The 18,636-nt window shown below is 74.5% G+C and carries 8 protein-coding genes; all 8 read right to left on the bottom strand.

Features of this window, described 5'->3' with window-relative positions; translation table 11 throughout:
• Positions 1-19 precede the first annotated feature (19 nt).
• From ABT061_RS32575 to ABT061_RS32540, 8 genes are read right to left on the bottom strand one after another with little or no spacing between them, the layout of a single operon-like run.
• Positions 20-4,225: a non-ribosomal peptide synthetase gene (locus ABT061_RS32575; protein ID WP_350925226.1), complete on the bottom strand. Its 4,206-nt coding sequence runs from the start codon at positions 4,223-4,225 to the stop codon at positions 20-22.
• Positions 4,226-4,268: 43 nt separating this feature from the next.
• Positions 4,269-4,574, bottom strand: a complete 306-nt coding sequence (locus ABT061_RS32570; protein ID WP_350925224.1) for a phosphopantetheine-binding protein — start codon at positions 4,572-4,574, stop codon at positions 4,269-4,271.
• Positions 4,571-4,999 (bottom strand): aspartate 1-decarboxylase, encoded by a 429-nt coding sequence (gene panD / locus ABT061_RS32565; protein WP_350925222.1) that lies wholly within the window; start codon positions 4,997-4,999, stop codon positions 4,571-4,573. Before panD ends, ABT061_RS32570 begins: the two co-directional genes overlap by 4 nt.
• 13 nt (positions 5,000-5,012) lie before the next feature.
• On the bottom strand, positions 5,013-8,138 hold the full coding sequence (locus ABT061_RS32560) for a non-ribosomal peptide synthetase (protein ID WP_350925220.1): 3,126 nt from the start codon (positions 8,136-8,138) through the stop codon (positions 5,013-5,015).
• Between the two features lie 8 nt (positions 8,139-8,146).
• Positions 8,147-9,541, bottom strand: coding sequence for an amino acid adenylation domain-containing protein (locus ABT061_RS32555; RefSeq protein WP_350925218.1), 1,395 nt, complete (start codon positions 9,539-9,541; stop codon positions 8,147-8,149).
• Entirely contained in the window at positions 9,538-12,369 is a 2,832-nt protein-coding gene (locus ABT061_RS32550) for a beta-ketoacyl synthase N-terminal-like domain-containing protein (protein ID WP_350925216.1), read from the bottom strand. Before ABT061_RS32550 ends, ABT061_RS32555 begins: the two co-directional genes overlap by 4 nt.
• On the bottom strand, positions 12,366-14,063 hold the full coding sequence (locus ABT061_RS32545; protein WP_350925214.1) for a fatty acyl-AMP ligase: 1,698 nt from the start codon (positions 14,061-14,063) through the stop codon (positions 12,366-12,368). The genes ABT061_RS32550 and ABT061_RS32545 overlap by 4 nt, the downstream gene beginning before the upstream one ends.
• Positions 14,060-18,502, bottom strand: coding sequence for an SDR family NAD(P)-dependent oxidoreductase (locus tag ABT061_RS32540; RefSeq protein WP_350925212.1), 4,443 nt, complete (start codon positions 18,500-18,502; stop codon positions 14,060-14,062). Before ABT061_RS32540 ends, ABT061_RS32545 begins: the two co-directional genes overlap by 4 nt.
• Positions 18,503-18,636 lie beyond the last annotated feature (134 nt).

Genomic DNA, 18,636 nt, shown 5'->3' with positions numbered 1-18,636 from the left:
CGATCCTCCGCCAGCGCCCTCAGCCGACGAGGAAACGGCTGATCAGGTCGACGTGCGGGGCGCGGAGAAGTTCGTGGTGCTCTCCGGGGATCTCGTGGACGGTCAGGTCGGAGACGGTCTGGCGCCACCCGGCCTCCTGGACGGCGCGCAGCGCGGGCGGATGCGACTCGCTGGCCAACAGAGTGACCCGGCCGTGGAACCAGCCGGCCCGGTAGCCGGCCAGGCCGCGCAGGCTGTCGCGCCAGAGCCGCAGCAGCTCCGGCCCGTACGCCTCGTGGTAGGCGGCCACCTGGGAGGACGTCATGCCCAGCCCGGCGAAGAAGCCCACCTTGGAATCGAGCAGGGCCTGCCGGGCCTCGGCGGCGCCCAGCGGGGCCAGCCGGTCGATCAGCGTCTCCAGTTCGGCCAGCTCGCCCAGCAGGTCGGTCACGAACACCTCGGGCAGCACCGAGTCGATCAGCACCACCTGGTCGACGTGGTGGCCAAGCGCCTGTAGCCGCCTGGCCGTCTCGAAGGCCAGCACACCGCCCGCGGACCAGCCGGCGAGCGTGTACGGACGCGCCAGGTCCAGCCCCGAACCGGCCAGCTCCCGGGCGTACCTGGCGGCCATGTCCGGCAGCGAACCGGCTTTCACCCCCGACTCCAGCGCCTGCAGCGCGTGGACCGGCCGGTGCGCGGCGAGCCTGGCCGCCAGCCCCGCGTAGCAGCGCGCGGAGCCGCCGAGCGGATGGAAGCAGTACAGCGGGGCTCCGGCGGACGAGGAGACGGCCAGCGGGGTGATCACGGGGAGCGAGGCGGCCGGAGCACCGTCACTCCCCAGGTCGGCGCCGTGGCCGGGCTCCCGGGCGGGGCCGGAGCCGTTCTTTTGGCCGTGACCGAGACCGGAGGAGCCGGGATCGGGGCCGCTGCCGGCGCCGGGGGCCGGGTCGTGCCCCGAAGACCCGTTGGAAGACCCGTCGGAGGCGTGCCCGAAGCCACGGTCGGAACCGGGGACGGCCGCGGACACCAGGGTGGCCAGGCCGCTGACCGTGGCGTTGGCCAGGAACCTGCGGAGCTTGACCTTCACGCCCAGGCGCTGTTCCACGCTCGCCATCAGCCGTACCGCGCCGAGGGAGTCGATACCCCTGGCGAACAGGTCCTCGTCCGCGCCGACGTCGTCGGAGCCGATCCCGAGCAGCCCGGCGATCAGGTCGGCGATCTGCCCCTCGACGGCGGTACGCGCCCGGCGCGGAGCGGGCTCCTCCTCCGCGTCCCGCACGGTGGCGGCGTTCACCTCCGGCAGCGCGGATCGGTCCACCTTGCCGTTGCGGTTGAGCGGGATCGCGGGCAGCGGCACGAAGACCGAGGGCACCATGTACTCGGGCAGGCTCCGGGCCAGGCCCGCGCGCATCTCGGCCGCCGTGGCGGTGCCGACGACGTAGGCGACGAGCCTTCGCCCTCCTCCGGAGCCGGAACCGATCGCGGATGCGGGTCCAGAGGATCCGGGTGCGGCTTCGGATCCGGGCCGGGGCTCGGGGACGGGTACGGTTCCAGGTCCGGGCCGGGGCCCGGGTGCGGGCGCGGTTCCGGATCCGGGCCGGGGCTCGGGTACCGGTACGGTTCCGGGTTCGGTTCGGGGGTCGGGCACGGGTGCGGCGATGACGACCGACTGCTCGACGCCCGGCAGTTCGTCCAGGGCGGCCTCGACCTCTCCCAACTCGACACGGAATCCCCTTACCTTCACCTGGTCGTCGAGCCTGCCGAGGAACTCGAACTCCCCGTCGGCGCGGAGCCTGCCCAGGTCCCCGGTGCGGTAGAGCCGCGAGCCCGGCGGGCCGAAGGGGTCGGGCAGGAAGCGCTCGGCGGTCAGCGCGGGCCTGCCGTGGTAGCCGCGCACCACGCACTCGCCGCCGATGTACAACTCGCCGGGCACCCCCATCGGGAGCGGACGCATGGCGTCGTCCAGCACGTACATGGCGGTGCCGGGGATGGGCCTGCCGATGGGGACCAGCTCTCCGCCGATCGGGCCGGTCACGGTGTGCACGCAGTTGGCGACGGACGCCTCGGTCGGGCCGTACTCGTTGAGCAGCACCGGTGCCGGGTCCAGCGCCTGCCAGAACGCCAGCGCCCGGCTGGGGAAGGCGTCGGCGCCCACCACCAGGACCCCGGCCAGTCCCGCGGCCTGCTCGGCGGAGAGCTGCCCGGCCAGGACCTCCAGGTGTCCGGGGGTGAGCTTGACGAACCCGTACGGCCGGGCCGACAGCGCGGTGCCCAGCTCGTCGAGGGCGGTGTCCTCGGCGGCGATGTGCAGGCACTGGCCCACCACCAGCGGCGTGTAGATGTTGGGCACGACCATGTCGTAGGCGACCGAGGAGAAGAGCGGGGCCCCGCCCACGCCGCCGACGGCGTAGGCCGACACGCACCAGCGCAGGAAGTTCACCAGGCCCCGGTGCCCGACCATGACGCCCTTGGGACGCCCGGTCGAGCCGGAGGTGTAGATGAGGTAGGCCAGGTTGCCGGACGCGGCGGTCGGGTCCGGGTCGCCGGAGGGATATCCGGCGCTCTCGGCTTCCAGGGCGGCCTCATCGTCCAGCACCAGCCGGGCACCGGAGTCGGCCAGCATGTACTCCAGCCGGGCGGACGGCAGTTGGGGGTCGAGCGGCAGGTAGGCGGCCCCGGCCTTCCAGATGCCGAGGAAGGCGGCGACGAGCCAGTCGGAGCGTCGCAGGCGGACGGCGACGACGCTCTCCGGGCCCATGCCTCTGCCGCGCAGCCAGTGCGCGATCCGGTTGGCCCTGGCGTTCAGCTCCCGGTAGCTCAGCCGGGTCCCGCCGAAGGTCAGCGCGACGGCCTGGGGGGTACGCCGGGCCTGCCGCTCGAAGAGCTGGTGCACGCAACCGTCCGGCGAACCCAGTGGTTCCGGCCCCCGGCAGGCCGCGAGCAGTGTCTCGCGCTCGGCGGGCGGGAGGATCTCCAGGGCGCTGAGCGGTACGTCGGGTGCGGCGGCGACCTGGGCGAGCAGGTGGACGAAGGACTCGGCGAGCCGCCGGGCGGTGCCGGGCTCGAACAGGTCGACGCGGTAGGTCAGGTGTCCCAGCAGGTGGCCGCCTGCCGGCATCAGGGACAGCGCGAGGTCGTACTTGGCCGCGGTGTCGGGGAACTCGAACGGCTCCACGGCCAGGTCGCCGAGGGCCGTGCTCCCCGGCAGGCCGGCGTGCAGCTCGTACAGGACGCGGAAGAGCGGGGCGCGGCCCTGGGCGAGCATCGGGTACGGCAGGTGCTGGTGGGTGAGGGCGTCCAGGCAGTAGGCGCGGACCCGGCGGAGCAACTCGGTGAAGCTCGGGTCGCCCGACAGGTCGGCGCGCATCACGACGGTGTTGAAGAAGGCGCCGACGAGGTGCTCGGAGTGCGGCGCGGCGCGGTTGGCGACGGTGCTGCCGAGCGCGATGTCGTCCTGGCCGCAGTGGCGCGACAGTAGCGCGGCGAACGCGGCGAGCCCGGCCATGTACGGGGTGGCCCGGCAGCGCCGGGCGACGGTGCCGAGCACGGCGGCGGTGGCGGCCGGCACGGTGAAGGTCAGCGTCGCCCCCTCCGTGGCGGGCTCGGCGGCGGTCTTCGTGGCGGGGGCCCGGTCGGTGGGCAGGTCGAGCGCGGGCAGGCCGGCCAGGGCGCCGCGCCAGTGCGCCAGGGCGGGCGCCAGATCCACGGCTCGCTCGGCGGCCACCACCTCGTCGTACCCGGCGGGCAGCGGGGGCAGCGGGTCCGGCAGCCCGGCGAGGTGTGCCCGGTAGAGGGCGTCGAGCTCGCCGAGGAAGACGCCCATGGACCACTCGTCGAAGGCGATGTGGTGCACGGCGAGCACCAGGACGTGGTCGTCGGCGGCCAGCCGGGCGAGCTGGACGCGCAGCACCGGCCCGGCGGCCAGGTCGAACGGCCGCCGCGCCTCGGCGACGGCCGTCCTGCGGGCCTCCTCCTCCGACGCCACGGGGTGTACCGGCAGCTCGACCGGCGCCGGTGGCAGCACCGAGGCCACCGGCCGTCCTTCGACGTTCGGGTAGACGGTGCGCAGCGCCTGGTGGCGGGCGACGACGTCGCCGAGCGCCCCGGCGAGTGCCGGGACGTTCAGCGGGCCGCGCAGGCGCAGCGCCAGGCAGACGTTGTACTCCGTCCCCGCGGGGTCCAGCTGGTGGCCGAGCCACATCCGTTCCTGGGCGTACGACAGCGGCGTCCCGGCATGAGAGGTCACGGCCGGGGGCTCTTCGGACAGGGGTGTCCCGGACGAGGATGTCTCAGGCGCTACGACCGGCACCTTCCACCTCCAGCGGCGAGTGCGGTGGGAGGGGTGACGCTCCGTCTTCCAGCAGGCCGATGACGACCTGCGCCAGCTCGCCCACCGTCGGGTGGGTGAACACGTCCGCGACCGGCACCTCGACGCCGTGCCGTGCCCGGATCCTGGCGACGAGCTGGATGGCGACCAGCGAGTGGCCCCCGGCCTCGAAGAAGTCGTCGTCGAAACCGACACCGTCCAGGCCGAGCAGCAGCGTCCAGTCGTCGGCCAGCGCCTGGTGGACGGGGGTGTGCGTGGGCGCGCTCATCGTGTCCTCCTCGCCGCACCCGCGGGTGCGAGCTGGTCTTCTGCCCCCGGCACCGGGCGGGCGGGGTCGTGGTCGACGTCGACGATCCGGTTGGCCCCGTCCACATGGACGACCCGGGGCCGGTAGCCCGGCAGCTCTTCGCCCGAGTACTGGCCGTAGGAGATCAGGATCACCATGTCCCCGGGCGCGACCAGGTGGGCGGCGGCTCCGTTGATGCCGATCACCCCGCTGCCGCGCTCCCCGGCGATGACGTACGTCTCCAGGCGGGCGCCGTTGGTGATGTCGACGATCGCCACCTGCTCGCCGTCCAGCAGGTCGGCGGCGTCCATCAGGTTCTCGTCGATCGTCACCGAGCCGACGTAGTGCAGGTTCGCGTGGGTGACCGTCGCTCGGTGGATCTTGGATTTGAACATCGTGCGCAGCATCTCGGGATTCCGTTCACACATGGGAGGCTGGTGACAGTGCCGAGAGCGGCGCGTGCGGGTCGCGCACTGCCGCTCCCAGCAGATGCAGCCATGCATCCACCAGACTCTCGACGGTGGATTCGTCGAACAGGCCGGTGTTGTAGGCGACCTCGCCGATGATCGAGTCCGGGGTCTCCGCGACCGAGCAGACGAGGTCGGCGACCGTGGTACGGGTCGCCAGGTCGATGGGGGTCACCGTCAGCTGTGGCAGGCGTACGCCCTCGGCGCCGGTGAGCGCGCTGAGCGGGACGCCGTTGAAGATGACGTCGAAGAAGGGGGAGCGGCCGGGCGCGCGCGGCGGGCGCAGCGCCTGGACCAGCCGCTCCAGCGGGACGTCCTGGTGGGCGTAGGCGCCGTGGACCACCTCGCGGACGCGGCCGAGCAGTTCGACGAAGGTCGGGTCGCCGCCGCAGGGGGTGCGCAGCACCAGCGTGTTGACGAAGAAACCGATCATCTGCTCGGTCTCCGGCCGGGTACGGCCGGGTACCGGGGAGCCCACCGCGACGTCGGCGCCGCCGCACGCCTGGAAGAGCGTGGCCTGGAAGGCTCCGAGCAGGGCGGCGAAGAGCGTCGTGCCCGCCTCGCGGCCGAGTCGGCGCAGCTCCTCGGTGACCCGTTCTTCGATCATGAAGGAGACCCTGGCGCCCGCGTAGGTCTGCACGGGCGGGCGCGGCCGGTCGATGGGCAGCTCGGCCGGGGTGATCCCGGCCAGCTGGGCGCGCCAGTAGTCGAGCTGCTCGCCACCCGCGGCGTGCTCACGCTGCCAGGCGGCGTAGTCCACGTACTGCGCGGCCGGCTCGGGGAGCACGGCGGGCCGCCCGGCCAGCGCGGCCTCGTACAGGGTGGCCAGCTCCTGCCAGAGCACCTGCTCGGAGGCGGCGTCGTAGCCGACGTGGTGGACGACCAGGGAGAACACGTGCTCGTAGGCGTCCAACCTGGTCAGCCTGGCCCGCACCGGCGCGGCGGCGGCGAGGTCGAAGGGGGTTTCCCAGTCGGCCTGCAGGGCGTCGGAGGCGGCGCTCTCGCGGGCGATGCGGGTCTCGCCGGGCGCGACACCGAACCTCAGCCGGGGTCCGTGAGCGTCGACGCGCACCTCGGGGATGCCTTCGGGGCTCTCCACGTACCGGGTCCGCAGGATCTCGTGCCGGGCGACCAGTTCGTCGAACGCCTGGCGGAACGCCGCCACATCGAGATGGCCGTGCAGGCGGCAGGCGGTCGGCACGTTGTACGCGGTCGAGCCGGGTGCCAGCCGGTGCAGGAACCAGAGGCGCTCCTGGCCGTAGGAGAGCGGCAGTGTCCCCTCGCGGGACACCCTCGGCAGCGGCGGAAGCTGCTCGGCGCGGGTCTCGGCCACCTCCTCGGCGAGCTCCTCCAGCGACTCGGCGGAGAAGAGCAGGTAGAGCGGGAAGTCGATGCGCAGATCGTCCTGGATGCGGAACATGACCTGGGTGGCGAGCAGGGAGTTGCCGCCCAGCTCGAAGAAGTTGTCGTCCAGGCAGACCGTGTCCAGGTCCAGGACGTCGGCCCAGATGGTGGCCAGCGCCTGCTGCACGGCGGTGACCGGGGGCCGCCCCTCGGCCCGCTCGGCGGGCGGGGCGATCTCCGGTAGCGCGGCCCGGTCCACCTTCCCGCTGCTGGTCAGCGGCATCCGGTCGATCACCGCGAGCTGCGCGGGGATGAGATAGGGCGGGAGCCGGTCGACCAGATGGGCCCGCAGCTCCGCCGGGTCGGGGGCGGCGCCGGAGGCCACCACGTAGCCGAGCAGGCGTTCCCCGGCGACCGTGACGGCGGAGCGCTCGACCCCGGGATGGGCGTCCAGGGTGGCCTCGATCTCGCCCAGTTCGACCCGTACCCCGCGGATCTTGACTTGGTGGTCGGTGCGGCCGAGGAAGTCCAGGGCGCCGTCGGGGCGGCGGCGCCCCAGGTCGCCGGTGCGGTACAGCCGCGAGCCCGGCGGGCCGTACGGGTCGGGGACGAAGCGCTCGGCGGTCAGCGCGGGCCTGCGGTGGTAGCCGCGCGCCAGGCCGATCCCGCCGATGAACAGCTCGCCCACCTCGCCGTCGGGTACGAGCTCTCCCGCCTCGTCCAGCACGTGCACGGTGTTGCCGGTGAAGGGCGTCCCGATGGAGACGACCGGGCCCGCGTGCGGGTCGTGCGGGTCGTAGGTGTACAGGGTTGAGTCGATCGACACCTCGGTGGCGCCCCACTGGTTGTGCAGCCCGCAGCCGTACACGCCGATCTGCTCGTGGAAGGCGAGCGCCAGGGGTGCGGTCAGCGCCTCCCCGCTGGAGATCACGTGACGCAGGTGCGGCAGCGGCGGCAGCCCGGCGCGGCGATGCGCCGCCAGGAACAGCGCGAGCATGCTGGGCACGAACTGCACGACGGCGGCGCCGAAGCGCGAGGTGGCCTCCAGCAGCGCCACCGGGTCCCGATGCTCGCCCGGCGGCAGGATCGCCACCACCCCGCCGGTCGACAGCGGCCAGAACACCTCCACCGCCGAGTCGTCGAAGCTGAGCGTGGTCTTGTGCAGCACGGCCTCGCCCGGTTCGAGGCGGTGCTCGGCCTGCATCCACCGCATCCGGTTGACCCAGCCCCCGTGCGTGCTGGCGACCCCCTTGGGAGTGCCCGTCGAGCCGGAGGTGTAGTAGAGGGAGACCAGGTTGCCCGGGCGTACCCCGGAGCCGGCGGGGGTCGTCGGGTGGCGGTCGATCAGCGCGCTGTCGCGGTCGAGCAGCACGACGCGGGTGAGGTCGCCGGGCAGCAGGTGGGCGAGTGCCTGCTCGCCCACCGACACCGGCGCCGCGCCCTCGGCGACCATCAGCCGCGCCCGGGCGGGCGGCGCGTCGGGGTCGATCGGCAGGTAGGCTCCGCCCGCCTTGAGGATGCCGCACAGCGCGATGACCAGGTCCAGTCCCCGGTGCACGCACACCGCCACGGGGGTGTCGGCGACCACTCCCAGCTCGCGCAGGTGGTGGGCGAGCTGGTTGGCGCGCCGGTCCAGCTCGCGGTAGGTCAGGGTGTGGCCGTCGGCATCGATGACGGCCACGGCGCGGGGGGTCCGCTCCACCTGGGCTTCGACCAGCTCGTGCAATCCGGCCACGACTTCTCCTAACGGTTCGCCGACGCCAGCAGGGCGACGCGGTCGATCTTCTTGGTGGGAGTCAGCGGGAAGGCGCCGCGCACCTCGATCCTGGACGGGATCATGTAGGCGGGCAGGTGGGCGGCCAGGTGCTTGCGCAGCGCCCGGGGGGTGACGTCTCCCTGGGCGAACAGCAGCAGACCCTCGTCCACGACGTGCGCGGCGGCCAGCTCGACCAGCGGGTGCTCCTGGGCCACGCACTCGATCTCGCCCAGCTCGATCCGGTAGCCGCGCAGCTGGACCTGCCGGTCACGGCGCCCGGTGAACCAGAGCCGGCCGTCGGGGCGCAGCCGGCCCAGGTCGCCGGTCCGGTAGAGCCTGCCGTGCTCGGGGTGGTCGACGAACCGTTCGGCGGTCAGCTCGGGGGCGCCGCCGTAACCGAGGGCCACGCCGAGCCCGCCGACGTGGATCTCGCCCTGCTCGCCGTCCGGTACCCGTTCACCGGCGTCGTCGAGCAGGACGACGTGGTAACCGGCCAGCGGCCTGCCCACCGGCAGCGGGTCCGGCTCTTGGGCGGTGACGAGCCCGGCGGTGCACCACACGGTGACCTCGGTGGGGCCGTAGAAGTTCCAGACGCGCCCGGCGCGCCCGGCCAGCTCGGCGGCCAGCCGGGCGGTCAGCACCTCGCCGCCGCAGACGGCCTGCAGTTCCTCGCGCCCCGGCGTCAGGTACGGCAGCAGAAAGCGCCAGGCGGTGGGAGTGGCGTGCACGACGGTGGCGCGGTGCCTCTCCAGCCAGCCCACCAGCCGTTCCGGGGCGGCCTGGAGCGCCTCGGAGGTCACCAGGGTCGCCCCGCCGTGACTGAGCGGGACGAACATCTCCAGCAGCGCGATGTCGAAGGAGAAGGTCTGGTTGGCGGCGTACCGGTCGTCGGGGCCGGGGCCGAGCAGTTCGGCGACGGCGCGCACGCAGTTGTGCAGCGAGGCGTGCGAGACCAGCACCGCCTTGGGCCGCCCGGTGGAACCGGAGGTGAACATCACGTACGCGCACCGCTCCGGCTCGGCGTCACCGGTCCGCAACTCGGCCGTGCCCTCGGCGCACGGTACGGAGTCGAGAAGCAGGCTCATGCCCGCCTGGCGCTGCTGGAAGCGCAGCCGCTCGGGCGGCAGGGCCGGATCGAGGGGCAGGAAGACCGCGCCGGCCTGCCAGATGCCCAGGATCACCGCCACGTAGTCGGCCGAGCGGGGCAGCGCGACACCGACCACGTCACCGGGGCGCGCCCCTCTCTCCCGCAGGACGTCGGCCACCGCGTTGGCACGGGCGGCCAGTCGCCCGTAGCTGAGCTCGGAGGCCGGGTCGAGGGCGGCGACCGCGCCGGGCGCCTGTCTCACCTGCCGGGCCACCTCGTGCAGGACGGTGTTCACGCGACCACCTCCTGCGGGACGGTGCCGGCGTGGCCGGACGCGGGCAGGCGCTCGGGCAGGTGCGCGGGCCGTTCGCGGGACCAGGGCAGCAATGGGATGGACGCCACGGCCCCCGGTGGGTTGAGCACGGCCCAGTCGAGGTCGTGGCCGAGCTCGTAGAGGCGGATCAGCACGCCGGGCAGGTCGCTCGCGGTGGCGTGGCGCACCACGCGAGCCTGCCTGCCCCCCGGGGCGCCGCGCAGCCGGGGGCCGAGTTCGGCGGCACCGATCTCCACGAAGGTGCGTACTCCCCGGTCCAGTGCGAGGGCGAGCGCGTCGCCGAGCAGGCTCGGGGTGGCCAGGTGGCGCGCCCAGTGCCGGGCGCCCTGCGCGCGGCCGTCGACCGGCCCGCCGGTGAGCGTCGACAGCGCCGCCGTCTCACCGGTGTTGACGGGCAGCCCCTGCAGGGCGAGTTCCAGCTCGGCGGCGAGTGGCGCGGCCAGCGCGCTGTGGTCGGCGGTGGCGGGGCCGAGGTCGCCGCAGAGCACGTCTCCCGCGCTGAGGGTGGCGGCCAGGGTGGCCAGCGCGGCCCGGGGACCGACGATGACACAGGTCTGCGCGTCCTCCACGGTGGCCACCGCGAGCGCGGGACCGATCCGCGCGCACAGCGCCTCCGCCAGCCTGCGCGCCAGCCGCACCCGTAGCGCGTGCACCGGCGCCGACCTGGCCAGCAGCCTGGCGCGGTGCCCGGCGACGGCGTCCGCGGCGGTGGGCGACAGCACGCCGCGGTGGCGGGCGGCGGCGACCTCCCCCGCGCCGTGGCCGATCACCAGGTCGGGACGGACGCCCGCCCGGCGCAGTTCGGCGGCGAGGCCGGCGTGCGCGGCGGCCGTCCCGGCGCCCGGCTCGTCGGCGAAGACCAGGGCCAGGCCGCCGGGTGCCGCGCCCCCGGGTGTCGCGGCGGCCAGGTCGGTCAGTGCCCTGTCGAGCTCCCGGCTCAGCTCGGCGGCGTCGGCGCCGGTCACCCCGACCCGGTAGGCGTGGTGGTCGCGCCGTTCCCCGGCCGTGTGGCAGGCCGCCGCCAGGTCCAGTTCCGGATCGTCCAGCGCGGTCCGCCAGCGCACGACCAGCTCCCGCAGCCCGGCGTGCGTGTGCGCCGAGAGCGGCAGGTAGTGGCGGGTGCGCGAAACCGCTGCCGGTGGATACGACCACGTCTCGGCGGGCGGTCCCCCCTCGCAGTCCTCCCAGGTCTGCCGCCGGGCGGGAACGCCTCCACGCGTGACGGGTGTGCGCCGCCGCTCAGGCGGTGCCTGGAGGATCAGATGGGCGTTGGTGCCGCCGAAACCGAAGGAGCTGACGCCGGCCAGGCGGCCGGTCCAGGGTTCCAGGCTCCGCTGCACGCGCAGGCCGCCGCCGGACCAGTCGAAGTCCTCGGCGAGCTCGGTGGCGTGCAGGCTGGCGGGCAGCGTGCCGTGGAAGAGCGCGAGGGCCAGCTTGGCCAGGCCGGCCGCACCGGCCGCCGCCTCCAGGTGCCCCAGGTTGCTCTTGACCGAGCCGATCCGCAGCGCGGCGCGGCGCGGCGCCGTGCCCAGCACCTCCGACAGGGCGCGCAGCTCCATCAGGTCGCCCAGCCGGGTGCCCGAGCCGTGCGCCTCGACGTAGCCGACGTCACCGGGGTCGACCCCCGCGGCGCGGCATGCCGCGTGCAGCAGCCGTACCTGCGCGGGGGCGCTCGGCGACATCAGACCGTTGGTACGCCCGTCGCTGTTGACCGCGCCACCGAGGATGAGGGCGTAGATCCGGTCCCCGGCGGCGAGCGCGTCGCCCAGGCGCCGGAGCGTCACCATGACGGCGCCCTCGGAGCGGCCCATGCCATCGGCCCCGGCGCCGAAGGACTTGCACCGGCCGTCGGGGGCCAGCACGCCCGCCGTACGGAAGCACAGGCCGATTTCCGGCGAGAGGATGGCGTTGACCCCGCCGGCGAGGGCGATGTCGCACTGCCCCGTCCGCAGTGCGGTCACCGCCTGGTGGACGGCGACCAGCGACGACGAGCAGGCGGTGTCGACGGACATCGAGGGGCCGTGCAGGTCGAAGACGTAGGAGATGCGGTTGGCGGCCACGCTGTGCGCCACACCGGTCGGGGTGTAGAGGCCGGGCTCGGCCGCGGCGAGTCCCGGGCTGAAGCTGCTGACCAGGAAGTCCCCGCTGCTGATGCCCGCGAACACGCCCGTCTGGCTCCCGGCCAGATCGGAGAGGCGGAGCCCGGCGTCCTGCAGGGACTCGTGCGCGACCTCCAGCAGCAGCCGCTGCTGCGGGTCCATCGCCTCCGCCTCGCGGGCGTTGACCGTGAAGAACGCCGGGTCGAAGCCCTCCACGTCCGGCAGGAACCCGCCCTCGCCCACCCCTGGCTCGCGCCAGCCCGGGTGGTGCGCGGCCCGCTCGCCCGGCACCCTGCCGACCGCGTCGACGCCGTCCGCCAACAGCCGCCAGAGCCGTCCGGGGCCGTCGGCCCCCGGCAGGCGGCAGCCGATGCCGACGATCGCCACCGGTTCGGCGGAACCCGCGGGGGCCTCATGCCCGCCCAGGGCGCGGGAGGTGCCGTGGCCGGGGATCCTGCGATCCGGTTGTGCCACGGCTCCCGCCAGATGTCCGGCCAGGGCGCGCGGGGTGGGGTGGTCGTAGAAGACCGTGTTCGGCAGCGGGGTGCCCAGCCGGGCCTCCAGTTCGGCGGCGAGGGCGACCGCGTCGGCCGAGCCGATGCCGTAGTCGATGAACAGCCGGTCGGCGTCGACCTCGGCCAGGCCGGCGCGTTCGGCGACCAGGGAGGTCAGCAGGTCCAGGACGTTCATCGCCCGGCCGCCACCGGATCGGCGTCCGCGAGGGCGGGCGAGGTCCATCCGGCCAGCACGGTGAAGCGGCCCTCCGCCAGCATGGCGCGGCACTCGCGGCGCCGGATCTTTCCACTGGTGGTCTTGGGAACGCTGCGCGGCTCGACCAGGAACACCCCGTCGAGCAGCACGTCGTGCTCCCTGGCCACCGCGAGACGGATCTCGGTGATCAGCTCGCCGAGATCCCCCGCGGTCGCGGCCGTGACCTCGGCGACCACCACCGCGGCCTCGGCCTGCGGCACGTCGCCGGTGGGCTCGACGGCGAAGGCGGCGCCGCAGCCGCCCCGCACGGCGGGGCTGACCCGCTCGACGGTGTACTCGACGTCCTGGGGATAGTGGTTGACCCCGTTGAGCACGATCAGGTCCTTGTGCCGGCCGACGATCACCACGCCGCCGTCGTCCAGCACGCCGAGGTCTCCGGTACGCAGGAAGTTCTCCTGGCGTCCCGGCAGCCGGGCGTGGAAGGTCTCGGCGGTGGCGTCGGGGCGCTGCCAGTAGCCGGCCGCCACCGAGGGTCCCGACACCCACACCTCGCCCACCTCGCCGGGCCCCCGCGCCAGCCCGGTGTCGGGGTCGGCGATCTGGACGACCGTGTCGTCCAGCGGGGTGCCGCAGCGCACGTAGTGGCGCTCCCTCACCCGTACGCCGGGGTCGGCGACCGACAGCGGTCCGGTGGAGACGACCAGGGTGGCCTCGGCCATGCCGTACCCGCCGTGCAGGCTCGCGGCGTCGAATCCGGCGGGGGCGAACCGCTCGGCGAAGCGGCGCAGGGTGTCCCGCCTGAGCGGCTCGGCACCGTTGATCGCCACCCGCCAGCCGCTCAGGTCCAGGGTGGCGATCTCGGCGTCGGTGACCTTGCGGGCGCACAGCTCGTAGGCGAAGTTGGGCGCGTAACAGAGCTGCCCGCCGTACTCGGAGATGGCCCGCAGCCAGGCGAACGGCCGGGCGGCGAACGTCTGCGGCGACATCTTCACCACGTGCGCGCCCCACAGCAGCGGCGACAGCAGCGATCCGATGATCCCCATGTCGTGGTAGAGCGGCAGCCAGGAGACCGTGGTCGTCTCGTGGGTGGCCCCGACGGCGGCGGCCACCGCGCGGGCGTTGTGCGTCAGACCGCCGTGGGTGACCATGACGCCCTTGGGGTCGCCGGTCGATCCCGAGGTGTACTGCAGGAACGCCAGGTCGCCGGGTGCGGGCAGCCTCCAGTGGTCGGCGGCGTCGCCGAGGAACAGGTCGGCGAAGTGCAGCCAGCCGCGGAAGCCGGGCAGGGTCGCCAGTGCGTCCGCGTCGGGGAGCGGCTCGGGGGCGATCGCGTAGGCGGCGCCGGAGTCGCGGGCGATGGAGGCGATCTTCGACCAGGCGGATCTGAAGTGCGCGAGGGAGGGCAGGTAGACGGGCACGGGCAGGGCCCCGGCCAGCATGCAGCCGTAGAAGACGGGCGCGTACTCGGCGGAGGAGGGGCAGACCAGGAGCACGCGCTCGCCGCACGCGCCGGCCTCGGTGAGGCGGGTGGCGACCTGGCGGGCACGCAGGGCCAGCTCGGCGAAGGTCCACCGGGTGCGCTCGTCCCTGCCCAGGAAGGTCAGCGCCGGGCGCTCACCGTGCTCGTCGGCGGTGCTCAGCAGCGACGCCAGCACCGAATCATGAAATGTCATGCCATACCTCCGATGTGGTCGTTGAGAAGCTCGTCCAGCAGGGCGTCCACCTGGGCGTCGGACAGGGCGTCCAGCCGCGCCGCCATCGGGTCACGGGTATCGGTCTCGCCGGCCGGCCGGTCGTCCAGATGGGCGCTCACCCGCCCGGCCAGCTCGGTGACGGTGGGGCCGTCGAGGAAGGCCGGGGCCGGCAGGCGCACCCCGAGCCGGGCCTCCAGGAGGTTGCGCAGCTCGACGGCCATCAGCGAGTCCAGTCCCAGCCGGGTCAGCGACGCCTTCGGGTCGATCGCGGCCGGTGAGGTGCGCAGCACCCCCGCCACCCACTCGACGAGCGCCCGCTCCAGCTCCTGGGGGGTCGTGATGCTCAGCCGGCCTGCCCCGGCGTGGCCGGCCGCCAGCCCGGCGAAGATCGACCAGTGCTCGTGTCCGGGGTTGTGCGCGAACCAGGTCGGCGCGTCCAGCGGGACGACCGCCACCTGGGCCGGCAGCTCGGCGAGCAGCTCGGCGAGGATCCGCAGGCCCGACGCGGTGTCGATGGAGCCCATGCCCCGGTCGGCCAGCCTGCCCGCCCGGTCCGGCCGGGCGGCGAGCCCGATCTGTGACCAGACGCCCCAGTCGACGCTGGTGGCGGGCAGGCCCCGGTTTCTCCTCCAGTGCGCGAAACCGTCCAGGAAGGCGTTGGCCGCCGCGTAACCGGCCTGGCCGCCGGAGCCGAGCAGCCCGGCCGCCGAGGAGAACAGCACGAACAGCTCCACCGGGTCGCCGCAGGTCAGCCGGTGCAGGTTGCGGGTGCCGGCCACCTTGGGGCGCAACACCTCGGCCACCTCGTCGAGGTCGACGGCGGCGATCGTGCGGTCGCGCAGCACCCCGGCGGCGTGCAGGACACCGCGGATGGGCGGCGCCTGGGCGCGGAGCCCGTCGAGCGCCCGCTCCAGCGCGCCCGCGTCGGCGACGTCGGCGGCCAGCACCACGACCCGCACGCCCTCCTCGCGGAGCGCGGCGATCCGCTCCCGCTCGGCCTGCCCGGGCTCGCTCCTGCCCAGCAGGGCGAGATGCCTGGCTCCCTGCCGTACGAGCCCCTCGGCCGCGGCCAGGCCGAGACCGCCCAGACCGCCGGTGACCAGGTAGGTGCCGTCGGCACGCAGCCGGGGCCGGTCGAAGGTGAGCACCACCTTGCCGATGTGCCTGGCCGAGGCCATGTGCCGGAACGCCGCCTCGGCCTCCACCGCCGGGAAGGCCGTCACCGGCAGCGGGCCGAGATCGCCCGCCGCGACCGCGTCCACCACCTCGCGCAGCATCGCGCCGGCCAGTGCCGGGCGCCGTCCGGCCAGCGAGAACGCCTCCACCGCGTGAAAGGACAGGCTCTTGGCGAAGGGGGCGAGCGGCAGCGGCCGGTTCTCCGCGATGTCGCGCTTGCCGAGTTCGACGAACCGGCCGAAGGGCGCCAGGATCCGCAGCCCCTCGTCGACGGCCTGTCCGGCCAGGCAGTTGACCACCATGTCGACCCCGGCGCCGCCGGTGACCTCCAGGACCTGGTCGGCGAAGTCCAGCGAGCGCGAGTCGAAGACGTGCCGGACGCCCTGTTCCCTGAGCCAGGCCCGCTTGCCGGGCGAGCCCGCGGTGGCGAGGACCTCCGCGCCCGCCCGCCGGGCCAGCCGCACCGCCGCCTGGCCGACGCCCCCGGCCGCGGCGTGGATCAGCACCCGCTCCCCCGCCTCCAGCCGGGCCAGCCGCTCCATGCCGTAGAGCACGGTGACGTACGCCGCGGGGAGCGTCGCCGCCGCGGTGAAGTCCAGATCGCCGGGGATGGGCACGGCCAGCCGGGCGTCCACGGTGACGTGCGAGGCCATCGCGCCGATCTCGGCGACCAGGGCCACCACCCGGCTGCCTACGGCCAGGCCCGTGACGCCGCCGCCGACGGCGGTCACCTCCCCCGCGCACTCCAGACCGTAGCCGAGTGGCTCCGGCTGCTCGCCCAGCATGCCGATCCCGCGCAGCACGTCGTTGAAGTTGAGCCCGGCGGCGTGTACCCGGATCCGTACCTCTCCCGCCCCCGGCTCCCGGGGAACGTCCTCGGCCAGGCAGAGGGTGGCCAGGTCCTGCCGGGCGCGCTGGACGAGCCGGTGCGGGCCACGCGGCCCGGCCGGTCGCGGGGTGAGGCGCGGCGCGAACGGCCTGCCACCTCGCAACGCGACCTCGTTCTCACCCGCGAGCCTCCAGGTGGGCCGCTCGGCGCCGGCGTCGCCCGGGGTCCGGGAGGACGATCCGCCTCCCGTGCCCAGGTCGGCCGGGGTCCAGCAGGACGGCTCGTGCTCGCCGTCCAGATCGATCAGGGTGCAGCGCAGCTCGGGGTGTTCGTGCCTGATCGTGCGTGCCATCCCCCACACGGCGGCGGCGTCGGGGTCCACCGGGTCGCCCGGCTCGACCGGCTGGGCGTTCCTGGTCACCACCCACAGCCGGTCCGGCTCCGGCTGGGCGATCAGCTCCCGGGTCAGTTCCAGCAGCGACCGCAGTGCCTCCTCGGCGGGCCGTCCCGGTTCGACCCGGTGGACCACGCCGTCGAACGGCTCGTCCGCGCCCGTCTCCACCGGCACCCAGCGCGTGCTGTACGTCCAGCCGCCGGCCCCGGCGCCGCGCGCGATCCCGTGCAGCCGCACCCCGCGCAGTGCCAGTACCACCCGGCCGTCCTCGTCGCAGGCGTCGATGTCGAGCGTCACCTCCGTCCCGTCACCCGTTCCGGCGTTCTGGTACGGAGCGGCGTCCGCCTCCGGGTGCGCGCCGGCCCCACTGCCGGCCCCACTGCCGGCTCCACTGCTGGCCCCGTCGCCGGTGCCCGTCGCGGACGCGATCCTGGCGTGCGCCCAGCGGGCCGCGCCGACCTCGCCGAGCACCGACACCCGGGCCACCGCCCGGGGCAGGTAGAGGTCGTCGCCTTCGGCGAGGACGGGCGCCGCCGCCTGCAGGCAGGCGTCCAGCAGCGCCACGTCGAGGCGGTACGGCCAGGGGTCGGCGGCGGGTTCGCCGTCGCGGGCCCGTGAGAGGGGGGAGACGGCGCGCAGGCGGGCGAGGGACTCTCCGGGGGCGGTGAAGACCTCCTCGATCCGCTGGAAGGCCGGACCGTACCGCATGCCCCTTGCGGTGAAGCCCGAATACAGCTCCTCCGCTCCGATCCGGGTGGCGCACCTGGACCTGAGCGGCGACAGCTCCAGGTGCGCCACGGTCTGCGGGGTCGCGCGGGAGGCCGAGGCGTGGGTCCGTCCCTCGACGGTGAGGTCGATCGCGTCACCGTCGAGCCGGGTGGCCAGGCGGCGCGGCGCGTCCAGGAGCAGTGGGGCGTGGAACTCCACCCCGGCCAGCGCACCGGAGTGTTCCAGGGCGGCCGCCAGGTATCCGGCGCCGGGGAAGACCGGCCGGCCCTCGACCCGGTGGTCGCCCAGAGGGCCGTCCGCGGTGAGCTCCACCTCGCGCAGGCGGGCGAGCGAGCCCGCGAAGGCGGCGCCGTCCTCCTTGTGCACGGACGCCAGCAGCCGGGCGTCGATGTCGCGCAGCCCGGACAGCAGGGTGGGGTGCGGGCTGAGCTCGACGAACGTGTCGTAGCCCGCGTCCAGGAGTTGCCGGATCACCGGCCAGAACAGGACGGGCTCGCGCAGGTTGCGGCACCAGTAGCCGGCGTCGAGCACCGCGCCGGGGCGGCCGGTGACCGTCGACCAGAGCGGGATCCCCGCGCGGTTCGGCACCAGGGCGGCCAGTTCCTCGCGCAGCTCCGGCAGGAGGGGGTCGACGTGGTGGCTGTGGCCGGCGACGTCGGCGCCGACCAGGCGGCAGAAGACGTCCTCCCAGCGGAGCTGCTCGACGAGCGCGTGGACCGCGTCGTGGTCGCCCGCCACCACCGTCGAACCGGGCGCGTTGGCGGCGGCCAGGCAGATCCGGCCGGCGCCGGTTCCACCGTCGCCGGGAACGCCGGGGATCTCGGGTGCGGCCCTACGGCGGCCGTTCTGCTCGGCGACCAGGGCGGCGGTCTCCTCCCAGCCGAGGCCGACCAGCGCCATGGCGCCCGCCCCGCTGAGCCTGCGGTAGAGCCGGCTGCGGACGCCGACGACCCTGGCCGCCTCCGCCAGGGTCAGGGCGCCCGCCACGTGGGCGGCGGCGAGCTCGCCCAGGCTGTGCCCGACCACCGCGGCGGGTACGACGCCGTTGGCCGCCCAGAGCCTGGCCAGCCCGATCTGGAGGGCGAAGAGAGCGGGCTGGACCACGTCGATCCGGTCGGCGTCGGCCCTGCCCGCCAGCACGTCGGTGACGGATCGGTCCGTGTACGGTTCCAGCGCGAGCTCGCACTCCCGGATCGCCGCGGCGAAGACCGGTTCCTGCTCCAGCAGGGCGCTTCCCATGCCGCGCCACTGGGCACCCTGGCCGGGAAAGACGAAAACGACACCGTTCATGCCGAGAAGCATCGCCAGGCGCGGCTCCGGCGTCTTCCGTCGCGGGACGCGGACGGCACCTAGTCTCCCGGCCGGGTCGCCGGGGAAAGCCTAGCCCGCCGACGAATACCTATATGTCGTGCTATTGGAGATCG

Origin of the sequence: Streptosporangium sp. NPDC002544, from assembly GCF_040295965.1 — a bacterium.
GTDB lineage: Bacteria > Actinomycetota > Actinomycetes > Streptosporangiales > Streptosporangiaceae > Streptosporangium.
The sequence above is the reverse complement of the archived record's forward strand: the minus strand, read 5'-3'. Positions and strand labels throughout refer to the sequence as shown.